At 30.8% G+C, this 13,400-nt stretch carries 10 protein-coding genes; all 10 read right to left on the reverse strand.

Going from position 1 to position 13,400, the window contains the following annotated elements; genetic code table 11:
- Positions 1-4: 4 nt before the first annotated feature.
- Entirely contained in the window at positions 5-1,102 is a 1,098-nt protein-coding gene (locus tag AB8B23_RS09700; RefSeq protein WP_039901458.1) for an LptF/LptG family permease, read from the reverse strand.
- Between the two features lie 70 nt (positions 1,103-1,172).
- On the reverse strand, positions 1,173-1,754 hold the full coding sequence (locus AB8B23_RS09705) for a CvpA family protein (RefSeq protein WP_369712578.1): 582 nt from the start codon (positions 1,752-1,754) through the stop codon (positions 1,173-1,175).
- An 11-nt stretch (positions 1,755-1,765) separates the two neighbouring features.
- A complete protein-coding gene (alr, locus tag AB8B23_RS09710; protein WP_369712579.1) occupies positions 1,766-2,863 on the reverse strand; it encodes an alanine racemase in 1,098 nt (365 codons plus the stop codon).
- 33 nt (positions 2,864-2,896) lie between these two features.
- Positions 2,897-3,868, reverse strand: a complete 972-nt coding sequence (gene secF, locus AB8B23_RS09715) for a protein translocase subunit SecF (RefSeq protein ID WP_369712580.1) — start codon at positions 3,866-3,868, stop codon at positions 2,897-2,899.
- Positions 3,858-5,069 (reverse strand): protein translocase subunit SecD, encoded by a 1,212-nt coding sequence (gene secD, locus AB8B23_RS09720; RefSeq protein ID WP_369712582.1) that lies wholly within the window; start codon positions 5,067-5,069, stop codon positions 3,858-3,860. The genes secF and secD overlap by 11 nt, the downstream gene beginning before the upstream one ends.
- Positions 5,070-5,437: 368 nt before the next feature.
- Positions 5,438-5,854 (reverse strand): Holliday junction resolvase RuvX, encoded by a 417-nt coding sequence (gene ruvX / locus AB8B23_RS09725; protein ID WP_369712583.1) that lies wholly within the window; start codon positions 5,852-5,854, stop codon positions 5,438-5,440.
- A gap of 148 nt (positions 5,855-6,002) precedes the next feature.
- Positions 6,003-8,618, reverse strand: a complete 2,616-nt coding sequence (gene alaS, locus AB8B23_RS09730; RefSeq protein WP_369712584.1) for an alanine--tRNA ligase — start codon at positions 8,616-8,618, stop codon at positions 6,003-6,005.
- A gap of 49 nt (positions 8,619-8,667) precedes the next feature.
- Positions 8,668-9,282 carry a Type 1 glutamine amidotransferase-like domain-containing protein gene (locus AB8B23_RS09735; protein ID WP_369712585.1) on the reverse strand — a complete coding sequence of 205 codons (615 nt, stop codon included), beginning with the start codon at positions 9,280-9,282 and terminating at the stop codon, positions 8,668-8,670.
- Between the two features lie 14 nt (positions 9,283-9,296).
- Positions 9,297-10,031, reverse strand: a complete 735-nt coding sequence (lptB, locus tag AB8B23_RS09740) for an LPS export ABC transporter ATP-binding protein (RefSeq protein WP_026746814.1) — start codon at positions 10,029-10,031, stop codon at positions 9,297-9,299.
- Between the two features lie 1,006 nt (positions 10,032-11,037).
- Positions 11,038-13,386 carry an immunoglobulin-like domain-containing protein gene (locus tag AB8B23_RS09745; protein WP_369712587.1) on the reverse strand — a complete coding sequence of 783 codons (2,349 nt, stop codon included), beginning with the start codon at positions 13,384-13,386 and terminating at the stop codon, positions 11,038-11,040.
- Positions 13,387-13,400: the final 14 nt, after the last annotated feature.

Genomic DNA, 13,400 nt, shown 5'->3' on the forward strand with positions numbered 1-13,400 from the left:
TTCGCTAATTTCCTTTATATTTCTTTATTGAAAAATATATGCACATTATAAATAAAACAAAATTAGGAACCCACATTGCAATGTTTGCTGGTACATTATTTTTTAACACCATGATCTTTGCATAACTTGCCATTCCTATATAACCAAATATAACAATCAAACTTATTCCAAAACTTATTCCTCTTCCACTTCGTCTATGCCCTACCGAAAGCAGTACTCCCAGCCAGCATAAAAATGTACTTGCAAATGGTCCTATAAGTCTTTGGTAAATTTCTACCTGTGCTTTTAATGCAGTTTCCTTTTCTTCAGGATTTTTTATATTCTGTTTATAAAATTCATTCAATTCTTTTATATCCATCTCTTTACGGCTTTTTTTTACTTCTTTCTTATTTTCCCTAAAAAAAGTAGTGATTGGTATTTCCTGCTCCTGATATAAAGCAGAAACTTGACTATTACCGTCTTTATCAAAAGCGTATCCTTTTACTTTCTTCAATCTTATAATTCCTGGATCAAATTTTGCATTTTCTGCAAGAAATACTATTGGATAAGGATTATTACCTCGTTTATTTATAATCAGAAAGTTTTTAGCTGTAGCTTTTTCATTATTTACTTCATCAATGTAAAATCCAAAGCCTTTTTCCTCATTTGTCAAAAAAACTTTTTCTTCTGACAATGAACTTGGTTTTGAAGCTAGAATTTGTTTTGTCTGTGCATTTATATTTTTTAAGGCACGGGGATTTACATATATTTCAAGTCCTAAACCAATCAATGTCAATATTATTCCAAAAATAAATGCTGGTCGAATTATTCTAAAAAGTCCTATTCCAGAACCTTCCATTGCAACAATTTCATTCGTTTCTGAAAGTCCTCCATAAACAAGCATTACCCCAAGAAATGCTCCCATAGGTATTGTTTGTACAAGAACTCCTGGTATAGCATAAAATAGATAGTCTATTATAGATATAAATGGCAAATCACTTGCAAACAGACGTTCCATAACTTCCATTATCACATTTAACATCATAATAAATGTAAATATGCTAATTCCAAATATTGACGGCAAAAAAAGTGAATTGTAAATATATCTGTCAATTATTTTCATTTTTATCAATTTTCCTTTTTTATTTTTCTTTTTATCTTATAATCATTTTTTTATTTCTGTACCAAGGTGTTTATTCAATATCTTTTGTTTTTTCAAATTTATCTGGTTTTGGATTTTTATAATTATTTAAAACGTCATCTATTACTTCTTTCTCTCTCTGGCTAACAACATATCTTTCCACATCATCTTTTATGAATTTTGGAAAAGAATCTGCAAATTTTAATGCATGTTTTGTCATAAACTGAACAGAAAGGCTTTTGTCCCTTATTTCACGTATTCTTTTACTTCCTATAGATCCTGTAATTACTGTAATATAAACAATAACTGCAACAAAGAATAACTCCATTATTCCGAATATCATTCCAGAAAATTTATCAAATCTTTTTATTTTTATACTTTTTAAAAATTTTCTATTAGCTATAAGAACGACAGAATAGATAATACATTGGACTAAAACTATAATAACAAAAATTTTTAACTGATTTTGAGGTTTAATTTTCTCTGAATTAAAAAAAAGTTTACAAATATAATTTGTTATAAAAATAATAAAAATATATTTAAACATATTGAAAAATTCCAAAGAGAATCCTCTTCTATATCCAAGAAAAATAAATATTATCAGTAAAACTATAAAGCCAATATCCAGCATCATTTTCCCTACCTCTATTTTTCCACATAAATTCTAGGTACTCTCTGACTTATTCCACATAAAATCTCATACGAAATAGTATTACATAAATCAGCAACCTCTACAACACTTATATTTTCACCAAAAAATTCTACAACATCGCCTTTTTTAGCTTCATTTTTCAATTCTTCAGGAAGTAAAATTATAAGCTGATCCATACAGACACGCCCTACAATCTCACATTTATATCCTTTATAAAAAACATACCCTTTATTTGACAAGTCACGCCTTACTCCGTCAGCATATCCAATAGAAACTGTAGCATAGGTCTTTCCAGCTTTTCCTTTATAAGTATTTCCATAACTTATAAAACTATCTTCCTTTAATGTCTTTATATAGCTGATTTTTGCAAAGAGAGACATTACTGGCTTAAATTTATACGGAGCTGTTTCTTCGTCTGTAACCCCTCCATAAAGTATAATTCCCACTCTCACAAAATCTTCTATGCTATCTTGAAACTTCAAAGTTCCAAAACTGTTGTGCAGATGTCTGTATTTTATTGATGATATTCCACTTGATATTTTTTCACACATTGCTTTAAATTTACTTTCCTGCAATTTTGTATAGTCTTTGTCACTATCCGATGATGAAAAATGCGAGAAAATTCCTATTGGATTAATATGACTGGCATTTTTAAGAATTTCATTCAGTTTTTCAGTCTCACTTTCCTGAAAGCCTACACGTCCCATTCCAGTATCTATCTTTATAAACACATCTGTAGTTTTCCCTTTTTCTTTTCCAGTTTTTTCCAAATATTCTATTTCCTCAAAATCTGTTACCATAAAATAAATATTTTTATCAGCAATCAAATCCATGTACTCATTTTCCACAGGTCCTAATATCAGCACCATAATATCATCATGAAGTTCTTTTATTTTAAGCGCTTCGTCACTTGTTGCAACTGCAAAATTCTTAATCCCTTTTTTTATAAGAGCATTACAAATTTCAAGCATCCCATGTCCATAAGCATCTGCTTTTATAACTGCTATTATTTTGTCTTTTGTCACAATTTTTTTTATCTCATCAATATTGCTATACAAATTATTTATATTTATTTCTGCCCAGCATCGCATTTTTCAATTCACCTTCTAAATTTATCATTTTGATTATACTAGCACTTTATCTTTTTCATCATATCCATTTACTGTTTTACCAGAACTTTTTATAACATCTTTAACTTTAGGCTCATTTTTACCTTTTTTCATTATATAAACCAAAGGACTTGCTACAAATACTGATGAATAAGTTCCAACAAGCATTCCTACAAATAGAGTCATACTAAATGTTTTTAATGTATCTCCACCTAAAATCAGAAGTACAATTACTGAAAATAGAGTTGTCAATGAAGTATAAATTGATCTTGTGAACACTTGATTTATTGATTTTTCAATAACTAGATCAAATGGTTCCACAGTTTTATTTTTACCTTTTCTATTTTTCTGAATATTTTCACGAATTCTATCAAATACAACAATCGTATCGTTAATAGAGTATCCTAAAATTGTAAGAATTGCAGCTATAAATGGAGTATCGATTTCATATTTAAGTAGCGCAATAACTCCAAAGGCAATAATAACATCGTGAATAAGCGCTATAACTCCTGCCAGAGCATAAACAAACTCAAATCTTATAGTAACATAAATAATAATCAGTATACTTCCTATTATTAAAGACTGAATAGCATTTGCAGTTAATTCCTTACCGATTACTGCTCCCACAGTTTCATTTTTTACAACTTCATATTTACCAGTTTTTTTACTTAACTCTGACATTATTTTTGTTTTTTGCGTATTATCAAGCTGCTCTGTTCTTATGATAACAGTATTGTCTGTATCTGAAAACTGAACTCTTTTGGCCTTTAATTTAGGAATTTCGCCAATTAAACTGTTTAATGTCTCATTTACTGCATTTTGATCAATTTTCTTATCATATTTTAATTGAATTAATTCTCCACCTTTAAAATCTACACCAAGATTTAGCTTTATTACAAATAGCGAAATCAATGAAATTATAACCATTATTGCTGAAATACCTAAAAAAAGGTTTCTACGTTGTATAACTTTTAAATTAATCTTCATTCAAAGCTCCTTTCCAGAACAGCTGTTCTCTTTTTATGTTAAATGTTTTTATGAATAATTTTAAAAATATTTTTGAAACAAATACTCCTGTAATTACAGTAGCAACCACACCAAGCGCCAATGTTACTGCGAATCCTTTAATTGGTCCAGTTCCTAGGAAAAATAGCACAGCCGCCACAAGCATTGTAGTCAGATTTCCGTCAATTATGGCAGGAAAGGCATTTTCATAACCTCTTTCAACCGCATCATGAAGCGATTCTCCAAGCCGCAACTCTTCCTTTATTCTCTCATAAGTAATTACATTTGAATCAACTGCCATTCCTAATGTTAAAATAAACCCTGCAATTCCAGGAAGTGTCAACGCCGCACCGATTCCGCTAAGTAATCCTAAAACTAGAACTCCATTTATTAAAAGTGCTATATCTGCAACAATTCCAGGTATTTTATAAATAGCAATCATAAATACTGAAATTACACCTAAGGCAATCAGCCCAGCTATTCCAGTCTGTCTTATCGAATCTACTCCAAGTGTTGCTCCAACTGTTCTATTTTCAACAATTTTAATTTCCACAGGCAATGCCCCTGATTTTAACAGATTTGCTAGATTATTGGCTTCTTCGATTGAAAATCTTCCAGTTATGATTCCACTTCCTCCATTAATTTCACTGTTAATTGTAGGTGCTGACTGTTCTTTGTTATCAAGCATTATTGCCAGCTGTTTTCCTATATTCTCCCTTGTAATCTTAGCAAAAGTATTTGCTCCTTGTGAATTTAATTCAAAACTTACAGAAGGCATCCCAACCTGATCTCTAGAAACTCCTGCTGTCTTTAATGCGGAACCTTCTAATAAAACAGGCCCGTAACCGTCCTTATTTTTTATTCTAAACTCAAGTTTCGCTGTTGTACCAATCAATTCAATAGCCTTTTGAGGATCTTTTATCCCCGCAAGCTCCACTATCAATTTGTCATTTCCACTAAGCTGAATAACAGGCTCAGCAACTCCAATACTATTTACCCTTCTTTCAATAATATTTTTAACCTTGCTCATTGTATCAGGCTCAATTTTTCCCTGTGCCTGTAATACAACTGATGTTCCACCACGTAAATCAAGTCCCAGTTTTACTTTATTAAAGTACAAAATAAGAGCTGGAACAAAAATTACCAAAAGTAACCAAACATAATGTGATTTTTTATTCTGCATTTTTTCATCCTTTCTTTTTTATTTTATTTAAATAACTATTCTTATAAATATGTTTAATACATTTTAAAATAAATATATTTTTATTACTTTTTAAGTTTTATTTATTTTTAAGTTTATTTAAGCAAGGACATCAAACGCCATGTCCTTGCATCCCGGCTTTACGCAAAACTTTCTTATAAAAGAAAAATAGAACTCGCTTTTCAATTTCAATTATTTTTAATATAAATAATTAAATATATTTCAAGATTTATTCCAAAAGCTCAAACAGCTATTTTTCTTTTAATGAAATTTTGCTTATTTTAAAATACATCAACGCTTATAATAAAATTTAATTGTTATCCTAATTAAAAATTTTATATTTAGAGTTTTTAAGACAATGTATCAAGATATTTCTGCAAAATTATTGACGCTGCAACCATATCTACTACTTTTCTACGTTCTTTTCCATTCTTTTTGGAATAGTTTTTTAGATAATGCTCAGCCTCTGTTGTTGTGTAACGCTCATCTACAAAGATAATCTGAATATTTGGAATACTCTTTTTCAATTCTTCCACAAATTCCTCTACTTTTTCCACCTGACGTTTTTTTGTGCCATCAAGGCTCTTTGGCATTCCCACAACAACTTTTTTTGTGCCTTCATCATCTAGTATTTCCTTTATTCTTTCAACAGGATTTGTCTTTGTTCTGTCAATTACTTCGAGAGCAGTTGCAAGAATTCCCAAAGGGTCACATTTTGCAACTCCAATTCTGACATCTCCCACATCTAATCCAATAAATTTTTTCATTTTTATTTCTCATTTCTTAAACAATTTGCCATTTTATAGACTTAATAAAATTATTTTTTAGATTATCTTGAAAGGGGAAGATTTCCCCCTTACTTAATAATATCTGCTTTAGTAAAAATCTAAACCTGTATATCTAAAAATAAATTTATTATAATTTTTCAGTTACAAATTCAAATGCTTTTTCAACAGCTTCTTTTACAGCACTTCCATCTTTTCCACCAGCCTGTGCAAAGTCAGGACGTCCTCCACCGTTTCCGCCAGCGACTTGTGCTGCAACTTTTACTATTTCTCCAGCCTTCACTTTTGAAATCAAGTCTTTTGTAACTCCAACTACGAAAATTGCCTTTCCATTGTTATTTGTTCCCAAAATGATGATTCCAGACTGCATCTTTTCTTTTCCTCTGTCTACAATCTCTTTCAGTTCATCAACATTTTTATCTTCAAATGAAGATTTTAGTACTTTCACACCATTTACTGCTTCAACATTTTCCAGCATTTCATTAATTTCATATTTTACAAGTTTTGTTTGCATTTCTTCATGCACTTTTACTGCAGCTTTCATATCTCCAATATATTTTTCGATAATATCAACAACATTTTTTTCGTCTGTTCTAAAAATATCAGATATTTCTTTTATTTTTTCTTCAAGCCTATTTACATAATTTAAGCTCTTATGTCCAGTTGTGGCTGTAATTCTACGTGTTCCAGAAGCAATTCCGCTTTCAGACTCAATATTGAATAATCCTATTTCTCCAGTTGATTTAACGTGTGTTCCTCCACAAAGCTCGATAGAATATCCGTCAATTTCAACAACACGGACTATATCTCCATATTTGTCTGAAAATAATGCCATTGCTCCTCTTGTTTTTGCATCTTCAATATTTTCATAATTTATTTTTACTTGTAAATTTGATAAAATAATGTCATTTACACCTTTTTCAATTTTTTCAATCATTTCTGGACTGATTGCTTCATAATGTGAAAAGTCAAATCTTAATTTTTCGTCATCCACAAGCGATCCAGACTGCTCTACATGTGTTCCTAGATTTTCTCTTAAAACTTTGTGTAAAATATGTGTAGCTGTATGATTTCTCTGAATATCTTTTCTACGGTTTACATCAATTTGCATTTTCACTTCCACGCCTACCGCTGGAGCAATTCCCCTTGTGATTTCAACCTGATGAATAAAGATATCATGTTTTTTAACCACATTTACAACTTTTCCTTCAAATTCTCCAGAAGTGATAATTCCTGTATCAGCAACTTGCCCTCCAGATTCAGCATAAAATGGTGTTTTATCAAAAATCATCTCATATCCTGAGATTCCTTCACTTTTGGCAATATGTAAAAGCGTGCTTTTTTCCTCAAAATTTTGTGAATATCCAGTAAATTCAGTTTTTCCATGTTTTTCAAAAAATTCATCTATAAATTCATCTTTTATCATATCAGAAATTGTTGTTCTGCTATCCTTTGAACGTTGCACCTGTTCTGCCAGTTTTTTCTCAAATTCTTCTTCTGATGCTTCAAATCCTTGATTTTCCAAGATTAATTTTGTAAGTTCAAATGGGAATCCAAAAGTATCATATAACTTAAAAGTCAGTTCAGCTGGCAATTCCTTCTGATTTTCTGCTTTTAATTTCTGAATTTCTTCTTCCAGCATTTCAGTTCCATTTTTCAAAGTTGTTGCAAATCTTTCTTCCTCCAGTCTTATAACTTTTTCAATATATTCTTGCTTTTCAGCTAATTCTGGGTATGCTTCATTCATTGTTTCAAGAACATAAGGCACTAATTTATAAAGAAATATATCTTCTTTTTCAAAAACTTTCTGTTTTGCAGAACTTCCAGCTCCAAAAGCACGTCTTATAATTTTTCTTAAAATATATCCACGTCCTTCGTTTGACGGCAATACTCCATCTCCAATCAAAAATACTGAGGCTCTAACGTGATCGGCAATAATTTTTACTGCTTCCTCACTTTTATTTCCTTGAATTTCAAGTACAGACTTTATCCCTTTTGTAATATTTGTAAATAAATCTGTATCAAAGTTGTTATCCTTGTTTTGCACAACTGAAGCAATTCTCTCAAGTCCTGCCCCTGTGTCAATATTTTTTTCTGGAAGCGGTACAAGTGAACCGTCTTCAAGCCTGTTCCATTCAGTAAATACCAAATTCCAGATTTCTAAAAATCTATCTCCGTCATCTCCTGGCTTTCTGTCAACTTCTTCGTTATTTTTTCCCATATTCTGAGTATCGTAATAAATCTCGCTGCAAGGCCCGCAAGAACCTACAGGTCCTGCTGCCCACCAGTTATCCTCTTCTCCAAGCCTAACAATTCTTTCTGATGGCACTCCAATTTCCTTGTTCCAGATTTCATAAGCCTCATCATCTGTTTTATACACAGATACCCAAAGTCTGTCCTCTTCCAGTTTCAATACTTTCGTTATATACTCCCAAGACCATTCAATAGCTTCCTTTTTAAAATAATCTCCAAACGAGAAATTTCCTAACATTTCAAAAAACGTATGATGTCTAGGCGTTCTTCCAACATTTTCCAAATCATTAGTTCTAATACATTTCTGATAAGTCGTAATCCTTTTAAATGGTGCCTCCTTTTCTCCCAAGAAAAACGGTTTAAACGGTACCATTCCTGCTACAGTCAGCAATAAGCTCTTATCATCTGGTATAAGCGACGCACTTTCAAAATGTTTATGCTCTTTTGATTTAAAAAAATCTACAAAACTTTTTCTTATTTCATTTCCTGTCATTATTTGTTTGAGATTGTCAAAACAATCCCGCTCCTTTCCTATTGTATCTTTATTTTATTATTGTAAAATTATTATTTTCAACCAGTATTGCTTCTTTATTATTAATCAATTTCAAATCCAATTTATCTTTATATAATTCAACCATATTTCTCGAACCTTCCACAAAAGGCTCTTCTTCAAAATGAGGAACTATGTAAAAGTCTACTAGATTTAATCCTGTATAATCATCTAATTCTGTTGCCAAAGTCTTATCATCCACTATAGAGGCATACTCTATGTCAGGAGCCGCTATTACTGAACCTGCCGATTCTCCAATATATAACAGTCCATTTTCTATTCTTTCCTTTAAATAAGGTATTAAATTTTTTCTTTTTAATTCTTGCAATAAATAAAATGTATTTCCACCAGAAATAAAAATTATTTTCGCTTCTGACAATTTCTCTTTTGCAGTCTTTTCTGAAAAAATAGAAACATCAAAATTTTCCACTTCATAACCAAAATCTTCAAATGCCTTTTGAGTAAGATGTATGTATTTTTTATATTCGTCTACATTAGTTGCTGTGGGAATAAATAGTATTTTTTTACTTTCAGTATTTTTATTCAAAAAATTTTTTACAAGTTCTATACTTTCGTATAAAGACGATGTTAAAATCATATTTTTCAAAAAAATCATCCTCTCTAATCAAGCTTGAAGTTATCCCCAAGATACACTCTTCTAGCTGTTTCATCATTTGCAATCTGCTGTCCTGTTCCTGCAATCAGAATTGTACCTTCTGCCATTATGTAAGCTCTTTCCGTAATCCTCAATGTTTCACGCACGTTATGATCGGTAATCAATATTCCGAGTCCACGTTCCTTTAACTGCATTATTATATTCTGAATATCCTCAACTGCAATCGGATCTACTCCCGCAAAAGGCTCATCAAGCAGTATAAAGTCTGGATTTGTAGAAATAGTTCTAGCAATCTCCACACGTCTACGTTCCCCTCCAGAAAGTGCATATCCCAAGCTTTTTGCTACATGAGATAATTTAAATTCCTCAATTAAATTCTGCATTGTAGCAATTCTTTCTTTCTTTTTGACTCCTCGCATCTCTAAAACTGACACAATATTTTCCTCCACAGTCAAGTTTCTAAAAACAGAGGCCTCCTGTGGCAAATATCCAAGTCCTAATCTAGCTCTCTTATACATAGGCAAAGTTGTAATTTCCTCTCCGTTGTACATTACTCTTCCATGATTTGGCCTTACAATGCCTGTAATCATGTAAAAAGTAGTTGTCTTTCCTGCTCCATTAGGTCCAAGAAGTCCTACAACTTCTCCCTTTTCCATCGACAGGCTCACACTTTTTACAACTTCCCTGTTTTTATATATCTTTTTCAAGCTATCGGCTTCTATACTAATTTTTCTAGCCATATTTTCTCCTATTTCATCATTATCATTCAAACAATTTTACTTTTATAAGTTATTACTTCGCTATATTATAAATCATTTTTACTTTTTTTTCTACTTTTTTTTAAAATTTACAAGCTTTCTAAAATTATTATTTTATCTTTCTATCCAAATACTCTACATTCAAATATATTATACTATGCAAAATTATAAAAAATATAACCATAAAAGTATTAATAAATTCCCCAGCAATTACACCAAAATTAGAAATTAAGAGTAACAAGTTAATACCTAGCTCTTCAAAAAGTGAAACTATTGGAAGTAAAAAAATAAATATTGCTGAAAAAGAAAAAACAAAACAAAGAATACCAGGAAATACCATTTTTAATTTATTTCCTTTAATTAAATGCAAATTATAATCCCAAGATTCTCTTAAATCAAATGGTCTTGCAGAAAATAACGGTATGAAGTAAAATAAGTAAATCCAAAAAATTACTAGCACCACCAAAGACACTATTCCAAAAGCTAAATTAAATTCATCCAAAAACAAAGGAAAAGGCAAATATCGAAATATGTAACTAATTATGTAATATATCAAATATAAAAGGAAAAATTTTGAGGCTGATTTATCTAATCTTGAATAATTTTTCTCTTCTATTTTAAAAATTATTTTTTGATAAAACAGAAAAAATGCCAAATAATAACAAAATTTAAAAATTTGAAGTATATTTGTAAATGATGAAATTCCAGTACTCACACTGATAAATCCTATAGTAATTTTGACACAAGATATAAAAAAGAAAAAAAGTATCCACCACACATCATTCTTGTCAAATATAAATTTCCCTAATACAAAAAAAGTATATCTTATTTGTTGAAAAATATTTAAATTCTTTTCTGTTAATTTCTCCTGTAATTCTTTCATATCCATATTTTTTTATAATTCCTTTCTTTTTTAGTTTTATTTAATAAAATCTTAAATACATATTTAAAGAAAAGTGAGTATTCTCTACCCACTTTTTCCATATTATTAAAATTGTTTTTGATAAGATGCACCGCCATATCTTAATGTTGCCACATTTCTATCTCCATTTTTACTCCAAGAAATCGGTACATCTATTGTTCCTTTATTTACGTTTACTCTTACTGATGAAGGTAAATTTCCACCATCTTCTGGAACATAAATATTTTTTGCAGCTCTAACGAGCATTTCGTGAGCTGATTCTGTTGGAACACTTACATTAAATGTTCTTTCTGCTGTATCTACACCAGCTTTAGCTATCGCAGTTAAAGTTACTCCTCTGCTTCCTCCTCCATAAAATTGTTTGTTAACTCTTCCAGACACTGAAAATAGGCTTGAGTTTGAGGAACGCCATCTTATTGTAACTGGGACTCCATTTGAGGCAGTCATTGATTTTGGCAAGTTAATTCCACTCCTTGTGCTTACTTCCCCTTCAGGAATTGACAATTTGCCTATTACTTCTTGAGTTGCTGCGGCATTTTTAGGATCTGACCTTCCTTGCTCTTCATTATCCTGAATTTCATATTGCATCTGAATGTTACCTTCATTTTCAAGAATCTTTCTATCTATATCATAAATTGCATTTTTCGATGAAATTTGTGTTTTACCTTGATAAGTTACAACATTTCCGTTTAATTTTATTCTCTTATCTTTTAAATAAATCGTAGCTTTATCAGCACTTGTATTAATTGCTCTAAATTGTGGTAATGTACTTATAATTTTTACGTTATTTCTAGCATATCCTTCCTGCTTATTCATATCCATATACAAGTAGTTTGCAGTCATTTTAGTATTATTCTTAAAATCAATCATAACCTTATCTCTCGCAAGAATAAGGTTTCTTCCAGAATCCATTTCATTATATTGTGAATCAAGAGTAATGTCCTTATAAGTCATGTGAACGTTTTCTTTAATTTCACTACGTGTAATACTCATATTGCTTCCATTTTTGTGAGAAACAAAATAAACTTTGGCAGTATTTCCTATGAAGTTTACTGCTTCTGATTCTACAAGTGGTCTTGGATCATTTACAAGATCTTTTACATTTCCACGAATTTTACCTTTAACATGTCCATCAAACCTAAATTCCTTTTTCTCAAAGCTTCCACGTCCTGTATCAGATGTAATTCTATCTCCCTGAACACTTGTCATTTCCATTTTATTTGCAAAAATATCTTTTGAAATGGTATTCATTGTTCCAGTTGCACCGTGCACATTAAAGTTTTGTTTTCTCACATTAAACGGTCCTTTCATTGTGGCATCTCCAGTTGGGAATACATACACAAGTCCAGTTCCATCCATTTTATAATCATCATAATTTGCAGTATAGTAATCATTCGTTGTAAGCGTTTCTGTCTTTAAGTCATAAACTCCGCTTCTATACGTTCCCGTTGTTTTTCTTGGTAAATAGTTATAAGTTCCGTTTCCATCCCCATTTAATATTTTGGCAACTTCATCATAAAATACATGATCTCCTGTTACTATTAGAGTTGGACTTGTATATTTCACATGTCCTCTTCCATCAACCTGCTTTTTCTTTATAAAATATGAAGCAGTATCTGCTGAAATCACACTATTTTTACCAGTATAGACGATATTTCCTTGTCCATCTACACGCTCATCTTTCATATAATAATCAACTTTATTTCCAGTCAGCTTATTTTCAGGATCTGTATAAATTACATTTCCTTCTGCGTTTCCAATTTTATTTATATCATCATAACGCATTGTATTGGCACGTAATTCCCTCTTTGTCTGCTCTTCCTTATAAACTACATGACCTTCTGCTAATGATACTTTTGTCGGGTCATGATACGTAATCTTATCTGCTGTTAATGTCTTTTTATCTTTCTTATTGTTATAACTAGCATGCCCTTTTGCTACGATTGTTTCAAATTTTGTCGTTGTTTCAACCCTGTCCGCTTCAGAAACCGTGTCGTCAACAGTATTTATTAACTTTGTCCTTACTGGTGAAACTAATGTATCTCCTTGTTTCTTATATTCCACACGTTCTGTATAAATTTCCCATTTTTTGTCCTTCGTTGTTCCAACAACTTTTTTCATTAATGTAACATCAGATGTCTTAGTATTGACTTCTCCCTCTTTTCCAGAAATTAACATTTTTTTCTTTATCAGATCTACAATTACATTTTTAAATCTGATAACCTCATCTCCTTCAGATCCAATCTGTTCATCCGCATAAATAATCGCATCATCTTTTAACCTATACATAACTTTTTTGGCTTTCATATCTTTTTGCATCTGTTCAAGCGGTGTTGGAATTTTTTTAAAAAATACTGCATATATAAAATATATCAGTATTAATATAAGTCCTCCATAACCTAGTTTTTTCCACATTATTTTTCTCCTAT

This window comes from Leptotrichia sp. HSP-342 (assembly GCF_041199995.1).
GTDB classification, from domain to species: Bacteria; Fusobacteriota; Fusobacteriia; order Fusobacteriales; family Leptotrichiaceae; genus Leptotrichia; species Leptotrichia mesophila.